The organism is Amycolatopsis keratiniphila subsp. keratiniphila, assembly GCF_001620365.2.
Classification (GTDB): domain Bacteria; phylum Actinomycetota; class Actinomycetes; order Mycobacteriales; family Pseudonocardiaceae; genus Amycolatopsis; species Amycolatopsis keratiniphila.
Map to the genome: position 1 here is coordinate 124,138 of NZ_LQMT02000014.1, position 23,969 is coordinate 148,106.

The 23,969-nt window shown below is 69.6% G+C and carries 22 protein-coding genes; 12 read left to right on the forward strand and 10 right to left on the reverse strand.

Going from position 1 to position 23,969, the window contains the following annotated elements:
- Window positions 1-27: 27 nt before the first annotated feature.
- The 3 genes from AVR91_RS15790 to AVR91_RS15800 all read left to right on the forward strand — a co-directional run bounded on the left by AVR91_RS15790 (window position 28) and on the right by AVR91_RS15800 (window position 1,529).
- The gene (locus AVR91_RS15790; RefSeq protein ID WP_016332097.1) at window positions 28-507 is read left to right on the forward strand and encodes an Lrp/AsnC family transcriptional regulator; all 480 of its coding nucleotides are present in this window, start codon (window positions 28-30) and stop codon (window positions 505-507) included.
- A 132-nt stretch (window positions 508-639) separates the two neighbouring features.
- On the forward strand, window positions 640-909 hold the full coding sequence (locus AVR91_RS15795; RefSeq protein ID WP_063271359.1) for a hypothetical protein: 270 nt from the start codon (window positions 640-642) through the stop codon (window positions 907-909).
- Between the two features lie 41 nt (window positions 910-950).
- Window positions 951-1,529, forward strand: coding sequence for a GNAT family N-acetyltransferase (locus AVR91_RS15800; protein WP_063271358.1), 579 nt, complete (start codon window positions 951-953; stop codon window positions 1,527-1,529).
- On the opposite strand, the gene AVR91_RS15805 is transcribed toward AVR91_RS15800, so the two are convergent.
- A complete protein-coding gene (locus tag AVR91_RS15805) occupies window positions 1,526-2,161 on the reverse strand; it encodes a YigZ family protein (RefSeq protein WP_063271357.1) in 636 nt (211 codons plus the stop codon). The two genes, AVR91_RS15800 and AVR91_RS15805, sit on opposite strands and share 4 nt — an antisense overlap.
- A gap of 551 nt (window positions 2,162-2,712) precedes the next feature.
- Here AVR91_RS15805 and gltB point away from each other — a divergent pair.
- The 4 genes from gltB to AVR91_RS15825 all read left to right on the forward strand — a co-directional run bounded on the left by gltB (window position 2,713) and on the right by AVR91_RS15825 (window position 11,679).
- Window positions 2,713-7,251 carry a glutamate synthase large subunit gene (gene gltB, locus AVR91_RS15810; RefSeq protein ID WP_063271356.1) on the forward strand — a complete coding sequence of 1,513 codons (4,539 nt, stop codon included), beginning with the start codon at window positions 2,713-2,715 and terminating at the stop codon, window positions 7,249-7,251.
- The gene (locus AVR91_RS15815; RefSeq protein WP_063271355.1) at window positions 7,244-8,695 is read left to right on the forward strand and encodes a glutamate synthase subunit beta; all 1,452 of its coding nucleotides are present in this window, start codon (window positions 7,244-7,246) and stop codon (window positions 8,693-8,695) included. Before gltB ends, AVR91_RS15815 begins: the two co-directional genes overlap by 8 nt.
- Before the next feature lie 522 nt (window positions 8,696-9,217).
- On the forward strand, window positions 9,218-10,630 hold the full coding sequence (locus AVR91_RS15820) for a Dyp-type peroxidase (RefSeq protein WP_063271339.1): 1,413 nt from the start codon (window positions 9,218-9,220) through the stop codon (window positions 10,628-10,630).
- A 263-nt stretch (window positions 10,631-10,893) separates the two neighbouring features.
- Window positions 10,894-11,679, forward strand: coding sequence for a DeoR/GlpR family DNA-binding transcription regulator (locus tag AVR91_RS15825; protein WP_043847959.1), 786 nt, complete (start codon window positions 10,894-10,896; stop codon window positions 11,677-11,679).
- 163 nt (window positions 11,680-11,842) lie between these two features.
- On the opposite strand, the gene AVR91_RS15830 is transcribed toward AVR91_RS15825, so the two are convergent.
- Genes AVR91_RS15830 through AVR91_RS15850 form a run of 5 tightly spaced genes read right to left on the reverse strand, consistent with a single transcriptional unit; the run spans window position 11,843 to window position 16,365 of the window.
- Complete coding sequence (locus AVR91_RS15830) at window positions 11,843-12,736, reverse strand: ROK family protein (RefSeq protein WP_083715726.1); 894 nt, start codon at window positions 12,734-12,736, stop codon at window positions 11,843-11,845.
- 56 nt (window positions 12,737-12,792) lie between these two features.
- Complete coding sequence (locus AVR91_RS15835; protein WP_016332087.1) at window positions 12,793-13,422, reverse strand: response regulator; 630 nt, start codon at window positions 13,420-13,422, stop codon at window positions 12,793-12,795.
- Window positions 13,419-14,702: a sensor histidine kinase gene (locus AVR91_RS15840; RefSeq protein ID WP_063271337.1), complete on the reverse strand. Its 1,284-nt coding sequence runs from the start codon at window positions 14,700-14,702 to the stop codon at window positions 13,419-13,421. The genes AVR91_RS15835 and AVR91_RS15840 overlap by 4 nt, the downstream gene beginning before the upstream one ends.
- Window positions 14,703-14,705: 3 nt before the next feature.
- Window positions 14,706-15,446 (reverse strand): ABC transporter permease, encoded by a 741-nt coding sequence (locus AVR91_RS15845; protein WP_063271336.1) that lies wholly within the window; start codon window positions 15,444-15,446, stop codon window positions 14,706-14,708.
- 10 nt (window positions 15,447-15,456) lie between these two features.
- Window positions 15,457-16,365, reverse strand: coding sequence for an ABC transporter ATP-binding protein (locus tag AVR91_RS15850; protein ID WP_063271335.1), 909 nt, complete (start codon window positions 16,363-16,365; stop codon window positions 15,457-15,459).
- 313 nt (window positions 16,366-16,678) lie between these two features.
- Here AVR91_RS15850 and AVR91_RS15855 point away from each other — a divergent pair, with 313 nt between their 5' ends.
- Both AVR91_RS15855 and AVR91_RS15860 read left to right on the forward strand, forming a co-directional pair.
- Complete coding sequence (locus tag AVR91_RS15855; protein WP_034312940.1) at window positions 16,679-16,885, forward strand: CbtB domain-containing protein; 207 nt, start codon at window positions 16,679-16,681, stop codon at window positions 16,883-16,885.
- A gap of 15 nt (window positions 16,886-16,900) precedes the next feature.
- On the forward strand, window positions 16,901-17,650 hold the full coding sequence (locus AVR91_RS15860) for a CbtA family protein (protein ID WP_063271334.1): 750 nt from the start codon (window positions 16,901-16,903) through the stop codon (window positions 17,648-17,650).
- Here the strand turns inward: AVR91_RS15860 and AVR91_RS15865 are convergent.
- Window positions 17,647-19,104 carry a cobyric acid synthase gene (locus tag AVR91_RS15865; RefSeq protein WP_063271333.1) on the reverse strand — a complete coding sequence of 486 codons (1,458 nt, stop codon included), beginning with the start codon at window positions 19,102-19,104 and terminating at the stop codon, window positions 17,647-17,649. The two genes, AVR91_RS15860 and AVR91_RS15865, sit on opposite strands and share 4 nt — an antisense overlap.
- Window positions 19,101-20,033, reverse strand: a complete 933-nt coding sequence (locus AVR91_RS15870) for a cobalamin biosynthesis protein (protein ID WP_063271332.1) — start codon at window positions 20,031-20,033, stop codon at window positions 19,101-19,103. The genes AVR91_RS15865 and AVR91_RS15870 overlap by 4 nt, the downstream gene beginning before the upstream one ends.
- A gap of 36 nt (window positions 20,034-20,069) precedes the next feature.
- Here AVR91_RS15870 and AVR91_RS15875 point away from each other — a divergent pair, with 36 nt between their 5' ends.
- From AVR91_RS15875 to AVR91_RS15885, 3 genes are all read left to right on the forward strand, one after another.
- Window positions 20,070-20,675, forward strand: coding sequence for a bifunctional adenosylcobinamide kinase/adenosylcobinamide-phosphate guanylyltransferase (locus AVR91_RS15875; protein WP_016332080.1), 606 nt, complete (start codon window positions 20,070-20,072; stop codon window positions 20,673-20,675).
- Window positions 20,676-20,860: 185 nt separating this feature from the next.
- Window positions 20,861-21,874: a nicotinate-nucleotide--dimethylbenzimidazole phosphoribosyltransferase gene (gene cobT / locus AVR91_RS15880; protein WP_063271331.1), complete on the forward strand. Its 1,014-nt coding sequence runs from the start codon at window positions 20,861-20,863 to the stop codon at window positions 21,872-21,874.
- On the forward strand, window positions 21,871-22,617 hold the full coding sequence (locus AVR91_RS15885) for an adenosylcobinamide-GDP ribazoletransferase (RefSeq protein WP_143254014.1): 747 nt from the start codon (window positions 21,871-21,873) through the stop codon (window positions 22,615-22,617). The genes cobT and AVR91_RS15885 overlap by 4 nt, the downstream gene beginning before the upstream one ends.
- Window positions 22,618-22,779: 162 nt before the next feature.
- On the opposite strand, the gene AVR91_RS15890 is transcribed toward AVR91_RS15885, so the two are convergent.
- Together AVR91_RS15890 and AVR91_RS15895 are read right to left on the reverse strand one after the other, a co-directional pair.
- Complete coding sequence (locus AVR91_RS15890; protein ID WP_063271330.1) at window positions 22,780-23,400, reverse strand: hypothetical protein; 621 nt, start codon at window positions 23,398-23,400, stop codon at window positions 22,780-22,782.
- Window positions 23,401-23,525: 125 nt separating this feature from the next.
- Complete coding sequence (locus AVR91_RS15895; protein WP_016332076.1) at window positions 23,526-23,918, reverse strand: MerR family transcriptional regulator; 393 nt, start codon at window positions 23,916-23,918, stop codon at window positions 23,526-23,528.
- Window positions 23,919-23,969: the final 51 nt, after the last annotated feature.

A 23,969-nucleotide genomic window follows, 5' to 3' on the forward strand; every position in this document is an offset into this window, starting at 1 on the left:
TTCGGCAGGCCCGGCGAAGGAGTGGACGTGGACGAACTTGATTCGGCGATCATCCGGGAACTCCAGGCGGATGCGCGGCAGTCGAACCGCGACATCGCCCGCAAGGTCGGCGTCGCGCCGTCGACCTGCCTGGAACGGACGCGGCTGCTGCGGGAGCGCGGCGTCATCCGCGGGTATCACGCCGACATCGACCTGCGCAGCCTCAACCGCGGCGTCCAGGCGATGGTCTCGGCGCAGGTGCGGCCGCTGAGCCGGGAGGTGATCGATTCCTTCCAGCGTTCGGTCGCGGAATTGCCGGAGGTCCTCTCCGTTTTCGTCACGGCGGGCAGCGACGATTTCCTGATCCACGTCGCCGCCCAGGACGTCGATCAGCTCCACGCATTCCTGGTGGATCGATTGGCGAAGCGCAAAGAGATCATCGGATTCCGGAGTTCGATCATTTTCCGGCATCTGCGCAAGACCGAGCTGGAACCCCTTCCGCGCCGAATACCGGGTGACACCCCCTAGGTCGTCACCCCGGAATACCCGACACACCACCCCTAAGTACGCCCGAAATCCGAGACTTCGCATCGTAGGAGACGGAAACTGTCGGGGGTATGGGTTTGACTGTTCACAGCGGAAACGGAAAGGAGGCGCGCCATGGACGTTCGGACGGGCCTGAACCATCGTGAGCGGGCCACCCTGAGAGCCGTGGCCGAGGGCCACGCCGAGATCAGCTGCAGTTGCGAGCCGGATCTGTTCGTCGACGGTCTCGCCTGCTGCGACCAGCACACCGCGCATCGCCTCGCCCACCTCGGCCTGGTGATGCCCGCGCGGGGCGGCCGATGGGGCGAGCGCGTTCCCGCGCTGCTCACCGAGGCCGGGGCGATGGCACTGGAAGGCGCGTTCCCTCCGCTGGCCGCCGCCTAAAAGCGTTTGCGGGGGCGCGCTGGGAGCGCCACGATCTCGTGATGCGTGTCTTCCTGGAGACCGAGCGGCTCGTGCTGCGGCAGTTCACCGGCGCCGACGTCGACGAGCTGTTCGCGCTCTACAACGATCCCGAAGTCATGCGGTACCTCAATGGGGGCGAACCCGCCGACCGGGCGGAGATCGAAAACCAAGACCTTCCCGCATTTCTCGGTTACTACGAGCGTTTCCCCGGTTACGGGTTCTGGGCGGCGATCGAGAAGGCGAGCGGGGATTTCCTGGGGTGGTTCCATTTCCGCCCGCTGCGGGGGCACCACACGGACGATCCCGAGCTGGGTTACCGGCTGAACCGGTCTTCCTGGGGCAAGGGGTATGCGACCGAAGGTTCGCTCGCGCTCCTGGAGAAGGGGTTCACCGAATTGGGGGCCCGGCGGATCTGGGCGGCGACCATGGCGGTGAACCTGGGGTCCCGCCGGGTGATGGAGAAGATCGGGATGCGCCACGTCCGGACCTATCACGAGCACTTCGACCACCCGATCCCCGGCGCGGAGGAGGGCGAGGTCGAGTACGCCATCACCCTGGACGAGTGGCGGTCGGCGCCCAAACCGCATCCAGAGGACTAAATGCGGCCGGTGGGCAGCCAGGTTTCGCCGATCTCCTCGGCCAGGGCCTCCCCGCCGGTGAGGTCGGCGAGCCAGGCGTGGAACGCGTCCCCCTGGTCCGGCGCGAGCCCGACGTCGAAATGCGCGACGTCCTCGAAGCGCGTCGCGTGCAGCAGGTACGGCGACGAGCGGATGTCGTTCTCCAGACGGCCGGCCCGGTCGTAGTCGACGACGACCTCCACCAGCCGCAGCCGCCGGTACTCCCGCACCCCGATGACGTCGACCGCCTCCGAAACGGCCTGCCCGTACGCGCGGATCAACCCGCCGGCGCCGAGCAGGACCCCGCCGAAGTAGCGGGTCACCACGGCGACGGTGTCGGTCAGCTCGCGGCGGCGGAGCACCTCGAGCATCGGGGTGCCCGCCGTGCCCGCGGGCTCCCCGTCATCACTGGAGCGCTGGGTGCGGCCGTCGGCGCCCAACACGAACGCGTGACAGTGGTGTCGGGCCGCCGGATCGGCCTTCTTCCTGGCGGCGATCACCTCGCGGGCGGCCTCTTCCGAGGTGACCGGGGCGAGCGCGCAGAGGAAGCGCGACCGCCGGATTTCGATCTCGTGGACCCCGGTACCCGCCACGGTGAGATAACGATCCGCCATCGGCCAAGCCTCTCAAACCGGGCAGCCCACTCTGCCGTTCGGGCGATTCGGCGGTCACCCGGGGTCATCGCAACACCGGCGAAACCCACTCTCCCGCGCGACCCAGGTCACACTTTCGGACGAGCCGGGCAGTGATAACCGCAGGTCAGCGGGCTGATGCTCCACTCAGTGGACACGTCATTCCAGCCAGTGGGCAGATGATGTTTGAAGTCAACGCCCGCGTGGCATTTCCCACCCCGACCAAGCGACGTATGTCGATAACAGCGATTTCACACTATCGTCATAAGACCGGCGAACCCGGGAGTAACACGTGTACCCGCCAGCCACCCACCACAGCGGCCAGGCGGCACCCACGTGCACAGCAGTACCGATATGCGCATCGGCCGCCCAGTGCAGTGCGGCTCTACGAGGCCTGCCCCCGTTTCCGCGGGCGGGATCGTTCCCTCTCGACTGACCATCGCGGTCCCGGACCACTCCGTTAACTGGTTCACGTCCGAACCACCCGAACGGAGTGTTACCGGTCGCGCCGACGCCTTGGGAGGCGGCCAGCCGTGACCCACCATGCCAGCTACAAGGGCAGCAAGGCCCCCGAAGGCCTGTACGACCCGGAGTTCGAACACGACGCCTGCGGTGTCGCGTTCGTCGCCGATCTCTCCGGTAAACGCGATCACGGCATCGTCGCCAAAGCGCTGATCGCGCTGCGGAACCTGGAACATCGCGGGGCCCGCGGCGCCGACCCGGAGACCGGCGACGGCGCCGGGATCCTCATCCAGGTCCCCGACGAGTTCTATCGCGAGGTCGTCGGCTTCGACCTTCCCGCGCCCGGCGCCTACGCCGTCGGCACGGCTTTCCTTCCGCAGGACGAAAACGCCCGCGGCCGCGCGATGACGACCATCGAGCGCGTCGCCGCCGAAGAGGGCATGCGCGTGCTCGGCTGGCGTGATCTGCCGGTCCACACCGAACACGTCGGCACCGGCGCGGCCGAGACCATGCCGTATTTCAGCCAGCTCTTCCTGGCGGGCAACGACGCGCTGGAGGGCCTGGAGCTGGAGCGCGCGGCCTTCGTGGTGCGCAAACGCGCCGAGCACGAACTCGTCGAGGACGACGTCTACTTCCCCAGCCTCTCCTCACGTACGATCGTCTACAAAGGAATGCTCACGGAGCCGCAGGTCGAGAAGTTCTTCGCCGACCTCACCGACGAGCGCGTCACCAGCGCCATCGGCCTGGTGCACTCCCGTTTCTCCACCAACACCTTCCCGTCGTGGCCGCTGGCGCACCCGTACCGGTACGTCGCCCACAACGGCGAGATCAACACGCTGCGCGGCAACCGGAACTGGATGGACGCGCGTGAGGCGCTGCTCGAATCCGACCTGATCCCCGGTGACCTCAAGCGGATCTACCCGATCATCACCCGTGGCGCGAGCGACTCGGCGTCCTTCGACGAGGTGCTGGAACTGCTCCACCTCGGCGGCCGCTCGCTGCCCCACGCGGTGCTGATGATGATCCCGGAGGCCTGGGAGAACCATCAGGAGATGGACCCCGCGCGCCGCGCGTTCTACGAGTTCCACTCGACGCTGATGGAGCCGTGGGACGGCCCCGCGCTGGTCTCCTTCACCGACGGCACCCAGATCGGCGCGGTCCTCGACCGCAACGGCCTGCGCCCCGCCCGGTACTGGGTCACCGAAGACGGCCTCGTCGTCCTCGCCAGCGAGGTCGGCGTGCTGGAGCTGGAGCAGTCCACGATCGTCCGCAAAGGACGGTTGGAGCCGGGCCGCATGTTCCTCGTGGACACGGCCGCCGGCCGGATCGTCGAGGACGAGGAGATCAAGAACGAGCTCGCCACCGAGCACCCGTACGACGAATGGGTCGAAGACGGGCTGCTCCCGCTCGACGGGCTTCCCGAGCGTGAGCGCGAGATCCCGCCGCACGCCGCGCTCGTGCGCCGTCAGCAGGCGTTCGGCTACACCGAGGAGGAGCTCGACGTCCTGCTCGAACCGATGGCCCGCACCGGCGCGGAGCCGATCGGTTCGATGGGCAACGACTCCCCCATCGCGTCGCTGTCCAGCCGTCCGCGGCTGCTCTTCGACTACTTCATCCAGCTCTTCGCCCAGGTGACCAACCCGCCGCTGGACGCGATCCGCGAGGAACTGGTCACCTCGCTGGGCACCCAGCTGGGCGCGGAGCCGAACCTGCTGCAGGCCGACGCGAAGTCGTGCCGCCGCATCGTGCTGCCGTTCCCGGTGCTGGACAACGACGAGTTCGCGAAGCTGGTGCACGTCAACGACGACGGCGACCTGCCGGAGTTCCAGGCGGTCACCGTGCAGGGCACCTACGACGTCCACGGGGGCGGCGAGGCGCTCGTGCGGCGGCTCGACGAGATCCGCGCCGAGGTGTCCGCGGCCATCGCCGAGGGCGCGCGGCTGATCGTGCTGTCCGACCGCGGGATCGACGAAGACCACGCGGCCATCCCGTCGCTCCTGCTCACCGGCGCGGTGCACCACCACCTGGTGCGCGAGAAGACCCGCACGCAGGTCGGCCTCATCGTCGAGGCGGGTGACGCGCGCGAGGTGCACCACATCGCGTTGCTGATCGGCTACGGCGTCGCGGCGGTGAACCCGTATCTGGCGATGGCGACCGTCGAGGAGATGGCCGATCAGGGCCTGATCGCCGGTGCCACCGCCAAGCAGGCGACCGCGAACCTGATCAAGGCGCTGGGCAAGGGCGTCCGCAAGACGATGTCGAAGATGGGTGTGTCCACAGTGGCCTCCTACACCGGCGCGCAGATCTTCGAAGCGGTCGGGCTCGGCGACGAGGTCATCCAGAACTGCTTCACCGGCACCACGTCCCGGCTCGGCGGGATCGGCTTCGACACGATCGCGCTGGAGGTCGCCGAACGGCACCGCCGGGCGTTCCCGCGTGACGGGTTCCGCGCGAATCACCGCGAGCTGGAGACCGGCGCGGACTACCAGTGGCGCCGCGAGGGCGAGCCGCACCTGTTCAACCCGCAGACGGTGTTCAAGCTGCAGCACTCCACGCGTGCCGGGAAGTACGAGGTCTTCAAGGAGTACACGAAGGCCGTCGACGACCAGGCGCAGAAGCTGTACACGCTGCGCGGCCTGTTCGACTTCAAGATCGGCGAGCGGCCCGCGGTCCCGATCGAGGAGGTCGAGCCGGTCTCCGAGATCGTCAAGCGGTTCGCGACCGGCGCGATCTCCTACGGGTCGATCTCGGCGGAGATGCACGAAACCCTGGCCATCGCGATGAACCGGCTCGGCGGCAAGTCGAACACCGGTGAGGGCGGCGAGGATCCGGAACGGCTCTACGACCCCGAGCGCCGCAGCGCGGTCAAGCAGGTCGCGAGCGGCCGGTTCGGTGTCACGAGCGAGTACCTGGTCAACGCCGACGACATCCAGATCAAGATGGCGCAGGGCGCGAAGCCCGGCGAGGGCGGCCAGCTGCCCGGCGCGAAGGTGTACCCGTGGATCGCGAAGACGCGGCACTCCACGGCGGGTGTCGGGCTGATCTCCCCGCCGCCGCACCACGACATCTACTCGATCGAGGATCTGGCGCAGCTGATCCACGACCTCAAGAACGCCAACCCGGCCGCGCGTATCCACGTGAAGCTCGTGTCCGAGGTCGGTGTCGGCACGGTCGCGGCCGGTGTTTCCAAGGCACACGCGGACGTCGTGCTCATCTCCGGGCACGACGGCGGCACGGGCGCTTCGCCGCTGTCGTCGATCAAGCACGCGGGCGGCCCGTGGGAACTCGGGCTCGCCGAGACGCAGCAGACGTTGCTGGCCAACCGGTTGCGTGACCGGATCGTCGTGCAGACCGACGGCCAGCTCAAGACCGGCCGCGACGTCGTCATCGCCGCGCTGCTCGGGGCCGAGGAGTTCGGTTTCGCGACGGCGCCGCTGGTGGTGTCCGGCTGCATCATGATGCGGGTGTGTCACCTCGACACCTGCCCGGTCGGCGTCGCGACGCAGAACCCGAAGCTGCGCGAGAAGTTCAGCGGCAAGGCGGAGTACGTGGTGAACTTCTTCGAGTTCATCGCCCAGGAGGTCCGGGAATACCTTGCGGAGCTGGGTTTCCGGTCCATCGCCGAGGCCGTCGGCCACGCGGAAATGCTGGACAAGCGCAAGGCGATCGATCACTGGAAGGCCGCCGGTCTCGACCTGACGCCGATCTTCCACGTGCCCGACATGGCCCCCGCCGGCCTGCGTCACCAGCAGACCGTGCAGGACCACGGGCTGGAGAAGGCACTCGACAACACGCTGATCCAGCTCGCCGAGGGCGCGCTGTCGTCCGGCGACAAGGTGCGGCTGGAACTGCCGGTGCGCAACGTGAACCGGACCGTCGGCACCATGCTCGGCCACGAGCTCACCAAGCGGTGGGGTGGCGAAGGCCTGCCGGACAACACGATCGACGTGACCTTCACCGGCACCGCCGGTCAGTCGTTCGGCGCGTTCGTGCCCAAGGGCATCACGCTGCGGCTCTACGGCGACGGCAACGACTACGTCGGCAAGGGCCTGTCCGGCGGGCGGCTGATCGTGCGGCCGCCGAAGGTGGCGCGGTACAACGCGGAAGAGCACATCATCGCGGGCAACGTGATCGGTTACGGCGCGACCAGCGGCGAGATCTTCATCCGCGGCAAGGTCGGCGAGCGGTTCTGCGTGCGCAACTCGGGCGCGCTGGCCGTCGTCGAAGGCGTCGGCGACCACGGCTGCGAGTACATGACCGGTGGCCGGGTCGTCGTGCTCGGCGGCGTGGGCCGCAACTTCGCGGCCGGGATGTCGGGCGGCGTCGCCTACGTGCTGGACCTGCCCGCGCACCGGATCAACCCGGAGATGGTCGACATCGACCCGCTGGATTCGTCCGATGTGGACTTCCTGCGCGAGGCGCTCGAAAAGCATTACAACGAAACGGAGTCCGCCGTCGCGCGTGCGCTGCTCGCCGACTGGGACGCCGCCGTCGACCGGTTCGGCAAGGTCATGCCGAAGGACTACAAGCGCGTGCTCGCGGCGCAGGCGAAGGCCGAGCGCGATGGGCGTGACGTGAACGAGGCGATCATGGAGGCCGCACATGGCTGACCCCAAGGGCTTTCTGACCACCACTCGCGAGACGCCCAAGAGCCGTCCCGTCGACCTGCGCCTGATGGACTGGCGCGAGGTGTACGAGGACTTCGCGACGTCGAAGCTGCAGAAGCAGGCCGGGCGCTGCATGGACTGCGGTATCCCGTTCTGTCACCAGGGCTGCCCGCTCGGGAACCTCATCCCCGAGTGGAACACGCTGACCTGGCGCGACGATTGGCGCGACGCGGCCGAGCGGCTGCACGCGACCAACAATTTCCCGGAGTTCACCGGGACCCTCTGCCCGGCGCCGTGCGAGACGGCGTGTGTGCTCGGGATCAACGACGATCCCGTCACCATCAAGCGGGTCGAGATCTCGATCATCGACCGAGCCTTCGAGGAAGGCTGGGTCACACCGCAGAAGCCGGTGGCGCTCACCGGCAAGAAGGTGGCGGTGGTCGGATCCGGCCCGTCGGGACTCGCCGCGGCGCAGCAGCTCACGCGCGCGGGCCACAGTGTCGTGGTCTTCGAGCGGGCCGACAAGATCGGCGGGCTGCTGCGCTACGGCATCCCCGAATTCAAGATGGAGAAGCACCGTCTCGACCGCCGTCTGGACCAGATGCGCGCCGAGGGCACGGAATTCCGGACCTCGGTGAACGTCGGTGTCGACCTCACCGTCGAGGAACTGAAGTCGTCGTACGACGCCGTCGTCCTCGCCGGCGGCGCGACCGCGTGGCGGGATCTGCCGATCCCCGGCCGCGAGCACGCCGGTATCCACCAGGCGATGGAGTTCCTGCCGCACGCCAACCGCGTCGCCGCCGGTGAGCTGGACGTCTCGCCGATCAGCGCCGAGGGCCTCGACGTCGTGGTCATCGGCGGCGGTGACACCGGCGCGGACTGCGTCGGGACGTCGCACCGCCAGGGCGCGAAGTCGGTGACGCAGCTGGAGATCATGCCGAAGCCGCCGCTTTCGCGGTCCGACGCGCATCCGTGGCCGACGTACCCGATGATCTACCGCGTCTCGTCCGCACACGAGGAGGGTGGCGAACGGCTGTACTCGGTCAACACCCAGGAGTTCGTCGCGGACGCCGACGGCCGGGTGCGGGCGCTGAAGCTGGTCGAGGTGCGCAACGAGGGCGGCAAGTTCGTCCCCGTGGAAGGCACGGAACGCGAACTGCCCGCGCAGCTGGTGCTGCTCGCGATGGGCTTCGTCGGCCCGGAGCGGGAAGGCCTGCTGGAGTCGCTCGACGTCGAGCTGGACCCGCGGGGCAACGTCGCCCGCGACAAGGCGTTCAAGACCAGCGTCGACAACGTGTTCGTGGCGGGTGACATGGGCCGCGGCCAGTCGCTCATCGTGTGGGCGATCGCCGAAGGCCGCTCCGCCGCGGCCGGGGTGGACGCGTTCCTCACGGGACGGGACGTACTGCCCGCCCCGATCGCTCCGACCGACCGGCCGCTCACCTAGGTCGTTTCGCGCGTGAAGGCCCCCTTCCCTCGGCTGAGCCGAGGGAAGGGGGCCTTCACGCGCTCGGCGTCTGGTGCTGCGGCGTGACCAAAGTCGTGACTCGCGTGATCAGGCGCGTATCTCGCGTGATCAGGCACGTAACTCGCGTGATTGAAGGCCGCACTCGATGTTCCGCCTCCCATCACGCGAGTTCCGCCTCCGATCACGCGAGTTCCGGCTTCGATCACGCGAGTTCCGGCCTTGATCACGCGAGTGCGGCGCCGCCTCCTCACGCCCCCGCCGCGTTTAGTCCTCTGGATGCGGTAGTTGCGCGTGCAACCACCGCAAGCAGAGGACTAAACGCGGGGAGTGAGCGAGGCATTGGTTCTTTCGAGTGAAAGAACCGCCGGAAGAGTGTACTTGCGGGTGATGACAGCAAGGTTTCGGTATCGGTTGTATCAAGGGGTAAGTCCCGTACGGCGGCGGGGACCGGCAAGACCTGCCGGGGCCGCCGGACGGTTCCCAAGGAGGGGGTTCCTTGACATGTCCGTCGATCTGACCGTGCCGCTGGAATGGAAGACCGCCACCGGCGATGCCGCGAAAATGCTCGAAGAACTACAGCCGAACATCCTGAAAGCGCACGCCCGCGACCACTTTTCCGCGCTTTTCCTCCGTTTTTCGGAGCCAGGGAGCGCGATGAAGTTCCTCGCCTCGCTCGTCCCGCTGATGAAGTCCGCGAAGACCCATCTGGCCGAGGTCGAGCGCTTCAAGACCGAAGGCGTGAAAGGGACGCCCTACGTCGGCACCGGACTGACCGCGGCGGGCTACCGGTTCCTGAAAATCGAGGCACCGCAAGATGATTCCTTCCTCCTGGGCATGCGCGCGCAGGAGACCCGCGAGAAGCTGAACGACCCGCCCCGCTCCACGTTCGACAGCGGATACCACGACGAGATCCACGCCGTCGTCATCATCGGCGACGGCGCCGACGCTCCGATGACCGCACGCCGGAACGCGGTTCTCGCGCTGATTCCATCGACCGTTTCCGTCGTCGCCGAGGAAACCGGATTCGGCAGGGTGAACGCCAATGGCGACGGGATCGAGCATTTCGGCTACGTCGACGGCCGGAGCCAGCCGCTCTTCCTGGTCGAGGACATCCACGGGGAAAAGACGGGAACGGACGGGATCAGCGTCTGGGATCCGAGCGCCCCGCTGAACCAGGTGCTCGTTCCGGACCACGCGGCTCCCGATCCCGAAGTCCATTTCGGCAGTTACTTCGTTTTCCGCAAATTGGAACAGAACGTGCGGCGATTCAAGCTGTCGGAAGAGGCGCTGGCGGATCAATTGGGCCTCGTCGGCGAAGACCGGGAACGGGCGGGCGCGATGATCGTCGGCCGGTTCGAGGACGGCACGCCGCTGACCGCGCAACGGGAAGAGGGCGCGGAAAGCCCGGTACCGAACAATTTCGACTACGGAAGCGACATCACCGGCGCCAAATGCCCCTTCCAGGCGCACATCCGGAAGACGAACCCGCGCGGCAGCGGCGGCGCGGAACCACCGCCCCAGGAACGCCTGCACCTGATGGCCCGGCGGGGTGTGCCCTACGGCGAACGGGCCGACGATCCGAACGCCGATCTGCCGCCGTCCGCCCGGCCCAGCGGCGGGGTCGGCCTGCTGTTCATGGCGTTCAATTCGGCGCTGGGCGACCAGTTCGAGTTCACGCAGCAGAACTGGTCGAACAACCCGGGCTTCCCGATCCCGGCCGCCGGGGTCAAGCCGCCGGGCCTCGATCCGGTCATCGGCCAGGGCCCGCGCCCCGAATCCGTCTATACCGCGGAATGGGCGGGCACGCGGACGGCGACCGCGGATCCGATCCCGCAGGCGGTGACGCTGAAGGGTGGCGACTACTTCTTCATGCCGTCACTCGCCTTCCTGCGCGGACTCGGCGGCAAGGGCTGATCGCGTTATCCGCTGAACGTCACCGGAACGGGCGTAAAGCGGATATCAGTCCGGAGTCGGCGGCGATAGCCTGCGAAACGGGCCGGTCCTGGGCGTACCGGCCGCCGGGCGGGCGCCGGTCACACTGGGGGTGGCCGGCGCCCGTTCACTCCGCCCTTTCTTCCCGGCGCCCGTAATCCGCCGCTTCTCTCCGGCCGTATCGCGACGCGTAGTACTTTGTCCGGTGCGGTAAGCGACATCGCGCTTCGGGGAGGGAGCTGGTGATGAATCGGCATGAACGGCTGACGGCTTTATTGGACATGGTGGGAGAGCGGGAAAAAGTCGACGTCGAGGTTTCGGCGGGCGAACTCGGTGTCTCCCCCGCGACGATCCGCCGGGACCTCGATCATCTGGCGGGCCGCAATCTCGTGGTCCGCACCCGCGGCGGCGCCGTCGCGAGCAATGTCGCCTACGACCTTCCGTTGCGGCACAAGGCCGCGCGCAACGCGCCGGAACAGCAACGGATCTCCGCCGCCGCGGCCAGGATGGTCGATCCGGGCATGGTGGTCGGGCTCAACGGCGGCATCACGAGCACCGAGGTCGGCCGCGCACTCGCGACCCGCCCGGACATGAGTGAGCCGACCGGCGGGCCGTCGCTGACCGTGGTGACGAACGCGCTCAACATCGCCCACGAACTCGCCGTGCGGCCCAATATCAAGATCGTGGTGACCGGCGGGGTCGCGCGGCAGCAGTCGTTCGACCTGTCCGGTCCGCTTTCGCAGCTGTTCCTCGACCAGATCTCGCTGGATCTGGTGTTCCTCGGCGTCGACGCCTTCGACCCGGTGCACGGTGCGCAGGCGCACCACGAGGGCGACGCGAACACGAACCGGCTGATGGCGGCCCGCGCCCGGCAGGTCGTCGTCCTCGCCGACAGCGGGAAGCTCGGCGGTCACGCCTTCGCGAAGATCTGCGCGACCGCCGACGTCGACGTGCTCGTCACCGACGGCCGCGCCGATCCCGCGCGGGTGCACGCCTTCGAAGAGGAAGGCGTGCGGGTGGTCAAGGCTTGAGCCGATCGGCGAAGCGGGAGAGGATCCGCGATCAGAACCGTACGCGTGAACCCGCCTCGGCCGAAGGCCCCGCTATCGCGGTGGCAGGACGCCCTGACCGCCATCCGCAGGTGGCTGACCAGGCAGCGTCCTGCCGACGTCGATCGCGGACGCGGGTTCACCATCAGACACTGAGCCGGTCCAGCGCCAGCAGCGCCGCGCCGAGCCTGCCCGCCTCGTCGCCGAGGCGCGCGATCCGCAGTTCGGGCATCCGCTGGAACTGCAGGTTCGCCGCCAGCCAGGCCCGCACCGGCTCGAGGACGTAGTCGCCCGCGGTGAACAGACCGCCGCCGAGGACGACGACTTCCGGTGCGAGCAGGGTGACCAGGGTCTTGATGCCGTGGCCGAGCCCCTCGAGCGCGTCGTTGACCACGGAGATCGCGGCCTCGTCACCGTGGCGGGCGGCGTCGACCACCTGCTCGGCGCCTTCGGCGGGCCGCCCGGTGTGCTCGCTGTAGCGGCGGGCGATGGCCGAAGCGGAGGAGATCGCTTCGAGGCATCCGGTCGCGCCGCAACCGCACGGCAGCCGGTGGCCGACGTCGATATGCCCGATCTCGCCGCCTTGCCCGCCCGCGGCGTACAGCCGCCCGTCGAGCTGGAGCGCGGCCGCGATCCCGGTGCCGACCGGGATGAAGGCGGCGTCGGTGCAGCCCTTGCCCGCGCCGACACGGAATTCCGCGAGCCCGCCCGCGCGGACGTCGTGCCCGAACGCGAACGGCAGGCCGAGCCTGCTGTCGAGCAGCTCGCCGAACGGCACGTTCCGGAAGTCGAGGTTCGCCGAGAACCGGGCCACCCGCTCGACCTCGTCGACGATGCCGGGGATGACCACGCCGACGGCGTCCGGCGTACCGGTCCCCGCCTGCTTGCCCAGCGTTTCCACGATCCGCGCGACCTGATCGGCGAGTGCCTCGCCGTCCGCCCCGCGCGCCGTCGGCTCGCGCAGGCTGGCGAGGTCCTTCAGGTCCGCGTCGTACAAGGCCGCCTTGATGGACGTTCCGCCGACATCGAGTGCCGCCACCGCAGGTGTCATGGCTGGATTTTGGCATGCGCCCCGCCATGGACGGCAGGGCTCCGTCAGCCGCGCGGGGTCAGGTACCCCTGGGAGAACGCCGTGGCCACGGCGGCCGCCCGGTCGTTGACGCCGAGTTTCGCGTACACGTGCAGCAGGTGTGTCTTCACCGTCGCTTCGCTGATGAACAGCCTCTTCGCGGCCTCGCGGTTCGTCGTGCCCTGGGCGATCAATTCCAGGACCTCCAATTCACGCTGTGAGAGCGGCCCCGAGGCCGGCTGCCGCATCTGCCCCATCAACCGGGTCGCGACGGAGGGGGAAAGCATCGCCTTCCCCTCCGCGGCCGCCTCCACCGCACGGAACAGTTCGTCCCTCGGCGCGTCCTTCAGCAGGTATCCGGTGGCACCGGCTTGGATGGCGGGCAGCACATCGCTGTCCGTGTCGTAGGTGGTGAGCACGAGGATCCGCGAGGTCACCCCGCGTTTCGCCAGCTCCTCGATGGCGGTGACGCCGTCGATCCGCGGCATCCGCAGATCCATGAGGATCACGTCGGGCCGGAGCTTCACCCCGGCGGCGATGGCCTCCTCACCGTCCCCGGCCTCACCGAGGACCTCGAAGCGCGGGTCGGCGCTGAACATGCCCCGCAGCCCGTCCCGCACCACGGGATGGTCGTCGACGATCAGCAGCGAGATCACCGCTCGGCCCCGGCCGGGATCGCCGGAACGGACGCCGAGAGCGCGGTGCCCCCGCCCGGCTCCGACTCGATGTCGAGGCGGCCGGCGAGGCGCTGCACACGCTGCCGCATCCCGGCCAGCCCGAACCCGCCGTCGGCGGAACCGTTGGCGCGCTTGGCTGTCGGCTCGAAGCCCACGCCGTCGTCACGCACGTCGAGCGTCACCAGATCCTCCATGTACGACAGGGTCAGGCCGACTCGGCCGGCCTTCGCGTGCTTGGCCACGTTGGCCAGTGCTTCTTGCGCGGCCCGGAGCAGCGTCACCTCGACATCGGCGTGCATGGGCCGGGGATCGCCGGTGGTGGTCAGCACCGCCTCGATGTGGTTCACCTCCGACCAGCGTCTGGTCACCTCGCCGATCGCGTCCTGGAGCCTGCCCTCGGCGAGCGGCTCCGGCTGCACCGCGTGCACCGTCCGGCGTGCCTCGGTCAGGCTTTCCCTCGCGAGGTTCATCGCGTTCGTCACGTGCCGGTGCGGCGCCGAGGGCTCGTCCAGGGTCTGCTCGGCGGCCTGGAGCTGGGTGAGGATGCCTGCCAGCCCCTGGGCCAGGGTGTCGTGGATGTCCCTGGCGATCCGCTGCCGCTCGTCGAGCACCCCGGCTTCCCTGGCCTGGACCAGCAGCTGGGCGTGCAGGCCGGCGTTCTCCTCCAGCGCCGCCTCCAGCCTGGTGTTCGCCTCGTGCAGTTCGGTGAGCGCCTGCTTCTGTTTGAGGTTGCGCTGGTCCGACTGCTCGGCGATCCGGGAGAAGGCCCCGGACAGCACGGTGATGATCACGCTGAGCGCCGCCCACGCCACCCACATGCCCTCTTCCTGGATCCCGGCCAGCCCACCCAGGTACGCCACCGCCGAGATCACGGACGTGGTGGCGACCCCGACGTACCGCCAGCGGCCTTTCAGGTAGTGGAACGCCTGGGGGTAGCCGATGAAGGCGAACAGGCCGAACCACGGCGCGACCGCGACCAGGCAGGCCGTCAGCGCCATCAGCCCCGTGTAGTACAGGCCCATCAGCGGCCCGTTCCGATGCCATTCCGGGTGAAGCGTGTGGAACCAGAAGGACCAGGCCAGGATCCCGGCCGAAAGCGCGAGCACGGCCGGGAGGTGCACCGGCACCCGCCAGATCGGCAGCAGCACCGAGATGAGGACGCCGATCGCCAGCAGGACGTACGGAAGGACCTTGAAGACCGTCGTCTCGACCCGTTCCCAGTGGTCGGACTCCGCACGCAGCTCCGCTTCGATCCCCACGACTCACTCCCAGCGGAAGTACCGGGCGGCCAGCCCGCCTGCCACGATCGTCCACCCCAGTAAGACCGCCACCTGCAGTGGTTGCGGCCAGTGACCGGCGGCGGCGTCCTGCAATGATTGCACGCCCGCGCCCAGTGGGGTGAAGTCGCTGATCTTCCGCAGGACGTCGTTCATCTCGGCGCGCGGCACCCAGAGACCGGCGAAGAACAGGATCGGGAAGAACAGCAGGGTCCCGATCGCGCCCGCGCTCTTGCCGGTCGGCGCGACGGAGGCGACCAGCAGGCCGATCGCGAACATCGCGAGCGCCGTCAGCAGGTAGGCGATGAGGTACGCGGGCAGCTGCCGGGGCAGGCCCACGTCGTACAGCACCCTGCCGATGGCCAGCACGACCAGCATCGTCGCCACGGACATGATCGTGGACATCAGCAGCTGCGCGCCGAGCAGGACGTGCGGTTCGACCGGGGTGGTCCGCATCCGCCGCAGCACGCCCTTCTCCCGGTAGGTGGCGAGCAGCTGGGTCACGCTGTTGAGCGCGAACAGGGCGAGGCCCATCGTGACGACGATCGGCAGGTACAGGGTGATCACCCTGGCGCCGCCGAGATCCGCGCTGGGTTCTCGCAGCGCGGGGAACGCGCCGAGGACGACGAGCAGGAGCGGCGGGAACGCGAGCACGAAGAACACGAGCATCGGCTCGCGGAAGAAGAGTTTGGTCTCGGCGACGGTGAGCCGGGCGAGGGCGGACATGGTGTTCTCCTCAGGAGTCGATGGGGCGGCCGGTGAGCGCGACGAACGCGTCGTCCAGCGACGCCTGCTCGACCCGCAGGCCTGCCGCGGTGACCTGGTTGCGGGCGAGCACGGTGGTGACGGCGAGCAGCAGGTCGCCCGTGCCGGTCACGACGAGCTGGTCGCCCGCGCGGTCGACCGAGGCGACCTCGGGCAGCGCGGCCAGCACGGAGTGGTCCAGCGGGGCGGACGGCCGGAACCGGATGCGTTGCCGGTCGTCGACGCGGGCGACCAGCCCGGCCGGGGTGTCGAGCGCGACGACACGGCCGGAATCGATCACCGCGATCCGGTCGCACAGTCGTTCCGCTTCCTCCATGAAATGCGTGACCAGCAGGATCGTCACGCCGCGGTCGCGGACGCGCTCGATCAGGCCCCACGCGTCACGGCGCGCCTGCGGGTCCAGGCCGGTCGTGAGCTCGTCGAGCACCGCCACCCTCGGGTTGCCGATCAGCGCGAGCGCGATCGACAGCCGCTGTTTCTGCCCACCGGACAACCTGCGGAACTGGGTGCCGGTCTTGTCGGTCAGGTCGAGGATGCCGAGAAGTTCCCGCCAGTCGGCCGGTTCGCGGTAGAAGGAGCCGTACAGCTCCATCGCCTCGCCGACCTTCAACTTGTCCGGCAGCTCGCTTTCCTGCAGCTGCGCGCCGAGCAGCTGCCGCAGCTCGCCGGTTTCGCTGCGCGGGTCGATCCCGCAGACCCGGATGGTGCCGCCGTCCGGGACACGCAGCCCCTCGACGCATTCGACCGTCGTGGTCTTGCCTGCCCCGTTGGGGCCCAGGATGCCGAAGATCTCGCCCTGCTCGACGGCGAATCCGACCCCGTCCACCGCGGTGTGGTCGCCGTAGCGTTTGACGAGGTCTTCCACCTCGATGATTGCCATAAGACGACCATGCCGCGCGGCGCGGGTCCGCCGAATCAACCGCGTGGCCACGGCTGAGGCTGTCGTTGGTGGAGCCCCCATCAACCGATCGGTGGATGCCCGTGACGTCACGAGCCTGCGCCGATCGGGTTCCGTCACATTGACCGGACGCTTCGTGGCGACCTACGCTCGGTCGGCCAGACGACGGCACCCGGAACGCGGTGAGAATCCGCGCGGTCGCGCCACTGTGACCCCGAGACATCGGGGAAGCCAGACCCGGAGCCGTCGTGACACCCCTGAAGAGGCCGCGCTAGCCCGAGGAGGTCCCACCGCCATGTCCGAAGCGGTAGCCGCAGTTCCCGTCCCCGTCCGGATCCCCGTCCGCGAGATCTTGCCCTGGGCGGTGCTCGTCATCCTCCTTTCGCTGATCACGCTGTACTTCGTCAGCGCCGAGCAGGGCGCGGTGTCGGTGTTCGCGAACTCGTACGTCCACGAGTTCGTCCACGACGGCCGGCACCTGCTGGCCTTCCCCTGCCACTAGGCGGGCAAGCGCCCCATGATGAGGACCTTGCTGGTCCGCGGCATGCTCGCGGGCCTGGTCGCCGGTGTCCTGGCGACCCTTTTCGCGTACTTCTTCGGTGAGCCTTCGGTCGAGACCGCCATCGGTCTCGAAGGCACCGCCGCTCATTCGCACAGTGCTCCCGGAGCCCACGAACACGCCGAGGCGGCGGAGGAAGAGCTCGTCACGCGTGGTGTGCAGAGCACCGTCGGCCTGTTGACCGGCGTCGGCCTGTACGGCGTCGCGGTCGGCGGGCTGTTCTCGCTCGCGTTCGCCTTCACCTACGGCCGCCTCGGCACGCTGCGGCCGAGGGTGACCGCGGCGCTGCTCGCGGGTGGTGCCTTCGTGGTCGTGTTCCTCGTGCCGTTCCTGAAGTACCCGGGGAATCCGCCCGCGGTCGGCCAGGCGGGCACGATCGGGAGCCGGACTTCGCTGTACTTCGGCTTCGTCGCGCTTTCGCTGCTGATCGGCATCCTCGCCGCGGCGTTCGGGCGGAAGCTGGCCGACAAACTCGGCGCCTGGCGCGGCGGTCTGCTCGCCGCGGGCGGGTACGTCGTGCTGATCTCGGTGGCGGCGGCGCTGCTGCCGTCGATCGACGAGGTCCCCGAAGGGTTCCCGGGTTCCACGCTGTGGACCTTCCGGCTCGCGTCGGTCGGCACGCAGGTGGTGCTCTGGACCGCGCTCGGCCTGGCCTTCGGCGCTTTGGCCGAGAAGGCTTTGAAGCACAAGGAAGCCGTGCGGGCCTAGACGCCGGGCGGCACGAAAGGCAGGGAGCCGTCGGCACCGTCCTCGATCAGGCGCAGGAGCCGGGCGGTGTCGACGTGCTCTTCGACGGCGTCGGCGAGCCTGTCGAGCATGCTTTCCCGCAGCGCGCCGAACCCCGGTGCCCCGGCGGCGGGTGACCAGTCCGCCACCTCGCCCAGCCACGCGCGCCGGAATCCGTCGTTCTCGAAGGCACCGTGCCACATCGTGCCCCACACCGCGCCCCGCCGGTATCCGTCCAAAAAGGACTCGGCGGGGCCGGTGGCGGTCACGGTGCCGTGGTGGATCTCGTACGCCTCCACGGATTGCCCGCGCCACGAACCCGTCGGCCGGGCCAGCACTTTGTCGGCGCTGAAGGAGACGCGCGTCGGCAGCAGACCGAGACCGGGGACGATCCCGGCGCCCGATTCGACGTCGTCCTCGATTTCGGCGGCCAGCATCTGGTAGCCGCCGCAGATCCCCAGCACCGGACGTCCCGCCTCGGCCCGCGTGCGCACGGCGTCCGCCAGGCCACGTGCCCGCAGCCACGCCAGATCGTCCACGGTCGCGCGGGAGCCCGGCAGGATCACCACGTCGGCGGACCGGACCGTGTCCGGATCGGTGGTCAGCGCGACCGAGACCCCGGGCTCGGCGGCGAGCGCGTCGACGTCGGTCGCGTTGGAGGCCCGCGGGAACCGCACGACGGCGACCCGCAGCGACCCGCCGGAGGCGCCCCAGCCCGCGGCGGCCAGCGCGTCCTCCGAGTCGATCCACACCTGGTCGAGCCAGGGCAGCACGCCGAAGACCTCGCGGCCGGTGAGCTTCTCCAGCGTCTCCAGCCCCGGCCGGAGCAGGCCCACGTCGCCGCGGAACTTGTTGACCAGCCAGCCCGAAACCAGCGCCTGGTCTTCGGCGGACAGCAGGGCGAGGGTGCCGAACATCGCGGCCATGACCCCGCCGCGGTCGATGTCGCCGACGACGACCACGGGCAGGCCGAAGCGCCGCGCCAGCCCCATGTTGACGTAGTCGCCTTCGCGCAGGTTGATCTCGGCCGGGCTTCCCGCGCCTTCGCACAGCACGACGTCGAAACGCTTTCGCAGCGAAGAGAACGTGTCGAACGCGATCTCGGCGAGCCCGGCCCGGCCCGTCGCGTACTCTCCCGCTTCCAGCGTGCCGAACGGTTTCCCGAGCGCGACGACGTGGCTGCGGCGATCGCTCCCGGGTTTCAGCAGCACCGGATTCATCGCGGCTTCGGGTTCGATGCGGGCCGCCCGCGCCTGGAGCCATTGCGCGCGGCCGATCTCGGCGCCGTCCGCGCACACCATCGAGTTGTTCGACATGTTCTGGGACTTGAACGGCGCGACCCGCACGCCCCGGCGTGCGAGCCAGCGGCACAACGCGGCGGTGACCAGGCTCTTGCCCGCGTCCGACGTCGTCCCCGCGACGAGCAGGCCGCTCACCGCGACACCACCACCGCGACGGCGAGCGCGGCGAGCCCGACCGCCCTCGACAGCCGGACCGCGCGGCGCACGTCCACCGGCTCCGGTTCGCGGCCGTCGCCGAGGACGCCGCGGCGTTCGGTGCGGCCGCCGTAGCTGTTCGTCCCGCCCAGCTTGATCCCGAGCGCGCCGGCGAAGGCGGCCTCGACCTGGCCCGCGTTGGGGCTCGGATGGTGCTTCCCGTCGCGGCGCCAGATCCGGAACGCGGGTTTGGCGAAGCCGCCGGCCAGCGGCGCCGACGCCACGGTGAGCGCCGCGCCGACCCGGGAAGGCACCAGGTTCGCCAGGTCGTCCGTCCGCGCCGACGCCCAGCCGAAGTTGGCGTACTTCGGCGATCGGTAGCCGACCATCGCGTCGAGCGTGTTGAGCGCGCGGTAACCCAGCAGGCCGGGGATCCCGGCGACCGCGCCCCACAGCAGCGGCGCGACGACCGCGTCGGAGGTGTTCTCGGCGATGGACTCGGTGGTCGCGCGCGCTAGCTGCTCGGTGTCGAGGCCGGTGGCGTCGCGGGCGCACAGATGCGAAAGGCGGCTCCGGGCGCCGGGCAGGTCGCCGTCGTCGAGCAGGTGGGCCATACGGGTGCCCTCGGCCACGAGCCCCTTGCCACCCAGAACCACCCACGTGGAGGCCGCGGTGAGCGCGAACCGTGCGAACGGCCGCTTCCGCGTCAGGAACTGGGCCGCGACCCCCAATCCGGTGACGGTGCCGGCGCAGGCAGCGGTGTACGCGGCGCCCCGCACCTTCGAATCGGCGTAAATCCGCTGTTCGAGGGCTTGCGAGGCGCGGCCGAAGCCCGCGACCGGATGCCACTTCCGTGGATCTCCGAACACGGCGTCGGCGACGTAACCGGTCACGAGTCCGGCTGCGGTGGCGGCTTGTCGGAGTGGCACGTGGCGAACGGTAGCGCGTGCACGAGAATGCGGGGTATGACCAAGCTGACGCATCGCCTCGCGAGGGTCCTGGAGACTCTCGCGCGGGCACTTCGCCGCTATTCGCGCGACGACGGCAAGGTGCTGATACTGGGCGGCGTCCGCTCTGGGAAGTCACACCACGCCGAGCGGCTCGCGTCCCGTCACCCGCACCTCACCTACGTCGCGCCCGGGCTGCCGCCGAGCGCTGAAGATCCCGAATGGGCCGCCCGGGTGGCCGCGCACCGCGCGCGGCGGCCGAGCCATTGGAAGACGGTCGAGACCACCGACCTGGCCACGGTGCTGCGGACGGCGACGCATCCGCTGCTGATCGACTGCCTCGGCACGTGGATCAGCCGGGTGCTCGACGAGGTCGGCGCCTGGGACCAGCGCAAGGGCTGGGAGCGGCGGCTCGACGACCGGCTGGAGGATTTCCTGGCGGCGTGGGAGCAGGCGGACGTGCCGGTGATCGCGGTCAGCAACGAGGTCGGCAGCGGTGTGGTGCCCGCGACGGTGTCCGGACGCGTTTTCCGTGATGTGCTGGGCGCGTTGAACAACCGGGTGTCCGCGGTGTCCGACCGGACCGTGCTGGTCGTGGCCGGACGGATGCTCGACCTGCCCTAGGAGTCCTATGTGCGGAGCTGAGCCGCATCCAGGACAGTGACCGTACGCGTGAACCCGCCTCGGCCGGAGGCCCCCGCGATCGCGGTGGCAGGGCACCTTGGTCGTCACCGTCAGGTGGAAGACCAGGCCGTGCCTGCCGACGTCGATCGCGGCCGCGGGTTCACACAGATGAATGTAGGAGTTCCATGCGTATCGCCATCCCGGACGCGGCCGCCGAAGCCGCCGCGCGCGCCAGACTGGACGGTCTGGTCAAGCCGCTCGGTTCACTCGGACGGCTCGAAGACCTGGCCGCGTGGCTCAGCGCGGCACACGGTGCCGTCCCGCCGCGGCCGCTCGACGACGTCCGGGTGGTCGTCTTCGCCGGGGACCACGGGGTTTCCGGGATGTCGGCGTATCCGCGCGAGGTGACCGCGGCGATGGTCCGGGTGTTCCTCGCCGGGAAGAGCGGCGTCAGCGTGCTGGCCGGGCTGGCCGGGGCGAAGGTGCGGGTGCTGGACATCGCCGTGGACTGGGACGGCGCGGACGTACCCGCCGAGGTCACCGCGCACAAGGTCCGGCGGGGTTCCGGCGCGATCGACGTCGAGGACGCGCTCGCCGAGGGCGAGGCGCGGGCGGCGTTCGAGCACGGGCTGGCGATCGCGGACGAGGAGATCGACGGCGGCGCGGATCTGCTCGTCCCCGGTGACATGGGGATCGGCAACACGACGATCTGCGCGGCCGTGGTCGCCTCGCTGCTCGGCCTTCTCCCGGAAGACGTCGTCGGTACGGGTACCGGGATAGACGAGGACGGGCGCGCGCGGAAGCTCGCGGTCGTCGAGGCCGCGTTGATCAGGGCCGGCGCGGTGAAAGACCCCTTCACGTTGCTGACTTCGCTCGGCAGCGCTTGTCTCGCCGCGACGGCGGGCTTTCTCGTGCAGGCGGCGGTCCGCGGGGTGCCCGTGCTGCTCGACGGGGTGTTCTCCGGCGCCGCGGCGCTCGTCGCCCGCGAGATCGCGCCGGGGGCGGAGCGATGGTGGCTGGCCGGGCACCGTTCGACCGAGCCGTCGCAGGCGTACGCGTTGAAGGCGCTCGACTTGGAGCCGATCCTCGACCTCGGGCTGCGGCTCGGCGAGGGCAGCGGTGCCGTTCAGGCGGTCCCGGTGCTGAGGGCGGCGCGGGCGATCCTCGCGGACATGGGTCTGCTGGCGGATCTGGCTTGATCGCCGACGCGCTGAAGATGGCCGTCGGCACCCTGACCACGGTCCGGGTGCCGGCGCCGGGAGTGATCGACCGGCGGGTGGCGGGCGGGGCGATGGTGCTCGGCCCGCTGGCCGTCGTGCCGCTCGCGGCCATCGCCGCGGTGATCGTGTTCCTGGGTGAGCTGATCGGCCTGCCCGCGTTCGCGTCGGCGGCGCTCGCGCTGGGCGCGGTGGCGCTCGGCAGCCGCGGGCTCCATCTCGACGGACTCGCCGACACGGCCGACGGGCTCGGCGCGTCGTACGACCGCGCGCGGGCGCTGGAAGTCATGCGGCGCGGGGATTCCGGGCCGACCGGGATCGCGACCCTGGTGCTGGTGCTGCTCGTCCAGGCCGGTGCGCTGGCCGGGGCGATCTCGGCCGGGCACGGGATCGCGGCGGCCGCCGTCGCGGTCGTCGCCGGACGCGGCGTGCTTTCGCTGTGCTGTGCGCGCGGCGTCCCGACGGCGCGGCCGGAAGGGCTGGGCGCGACCGTCGCCGGTTCGGTGCCGGTGTGGGCGGCGGCCGTGGTCTTCGCCGTACTGGCGGGCGCGGCGGCGCTGGTGCTGCCGTGGTGGCAAGGGCTGATCGCGGTGGCGCTGGGCTATCTGGCCGCGTCGGCGCTGCTGGCGCGGTGCGTTCAGCGGCTGGGCGGGGTGACCGGGGACGTGCTCGGCGGTTGCGTCGAGGTCGCCGTCGCGGGGGCCTTGCTGGCTTCGTCGTTCTGAAGCGACCAGGTCAAGTGGTGGTCGCCCCTCGCGACGGTGGAGGATTCGGGACGTTGAACGTCCCAATTCCTACATCGTCAACTCCGACGCCCACGCAACCGTCGTCCTCGTGCAGGTCAGGCGCAGGCAGGTGAATACCGATCCGTTCTGAAGCGACCCCGGTCAAGCGGGCTTGTCCGTCGCCAGTTTCTCGTCGATCTCCGGCAGCCAGAAGCACAGTTCGAGGGTCTTCATCCCGGCCCAGAGGCCGAGCTTGCGACCCTGGGAAACCAAAGTGAGCGAAGCGAACAGCAGCAACGCGGCGATCACGGCGGCGACGAACGGGTGTTTGCCCGCGAAGATGTCGACGGTCGCGGCGACGCCGCCGAACAGCAGTGGCGGCGCGCAGTTGCGCACCATGAGCCCGGACGCGCGCAGCCGCGTGACGTCGGCCGCGACCTCCTTGTCGTGCAGTTGCAGCGCGCACAGCAGGAGATGCGTGTTCTCCTTCAGGAAGGCGCGGCCCTCTGCCGAGGGCATCCGGCGCACGAACTCCGCGGCCGCGTGCCGGTTCCGCCTGCGCGGCACGATCCGCTCCAGCGCTTCCCCGAGCGGGTAGGCCAGATAGCCCAGCAGGAAGCTGAGCACCACGATCACGACGACCAGCACCACGGTCGGCACGCCGCCGATGCTCGCGGCCGTCAGGATGTGGAGCTTCGCCCCGAGGTAGCCGAAGAACGCGACGTACAGCGCGCCAGGGATGGTGTAGGCGAAGAGATCGAAGACGCCGATCACGAAGTTCACTGGCTTATCCAACCACTTCGAGGGCCTGGTTGGTCGTGAGTGTTTCGGGTCGTTCCAACGACACTCGCCACTCACGACCCCCTGTACCGAACACGCCACATTTGGCTTACTCTCAATGACCGCCCTTATCGCTCACGAGCCAAGGCTTCGGCGACTTCGTCGGCATGCGGGACGGTCGCCGCGATGATGCCGTCCAGCACCTTCCGCGTCGCCGTCATCTCGTCGATCGCCGCGGTGATCCGGTCCCGCTCCCGGTACAGCTCGGGCAGCAGATCGACGCAGGCGGGCGCCAGGCCGTCCCCCAGATCGACCATGCACGGCAGCACGCCGGCGATGGTCGCGGTGCCCAGCCCCGCGGACAGCAGGGTGCGGATGTTGCGCACCCGCGCGACATCCGCTTCCGAATATTCACGGTAACCACTCGGCCTTCGCACCGGATGCAGGAGGCCCTGTTCCTCGTAATAGCGGAGCAACCGTTCCCGCACGCCCGTCCGCCGCACCAGCTCACCGATCCGCATGAGAACAACCATTACACGATCAGGAGTTGACTCTCACACCGATGAGAGACT